At 62.9% G+C, this 283-nt stretch carries 1 tRNA gene; it reads right to left on the bottom strand.

Features of this window, described 5'->3' with window-relative positions:
• Positions 1-2 precede the first annotated feature (2 nt).
• Positions 3-74: transfer RNA gene (locus IEZ12_RS17590), tRNA-Val, on the bottom strand.
• Positions 75-283: the final 209 nt, after the last annotated feature.

Here is a 283-nt window from a genome sequence, read left to right as displayed (position 1 = left end):
GGTGGGCGATACTGGGATCGAACCAGTGACCCCTTCGGTGTGAACGAAGTGCTCTCCCGCTGAGCTAATCGCCCGGGCAACGAGATGAACAGTAGCACCACTTGGGCCCCGGTATCCAATCCGTTCCCCGACGGCCCCCCAGATCCCGTGCCGAGCAGGTCCGTTGAATGACTCCCGGGCGGGGCAGGCCTGTTGAATGCCCGTCAGAACTCGGGCTGGGAACGCGGAAAAGGCGCAGGGCCCCGACCTGATAAACAAGTCGAGGCCCTACGCCTTTGCATTC

Source organism: Kitasatospora griseola, from assembly GCF_014648555.1.
In the GTDB taxonomy this organism is placed as follows: Bacteria; Actinomycetota; Actinomycetes; order Streptomycetales; family Streptomycetaceae; genus Kitasatospora; species Kitasatospora griseola.
Note: the sequence above shows the minus strand (reverse complement) of the source record. Positions and strands in the feature narration are given on the sequence as shown.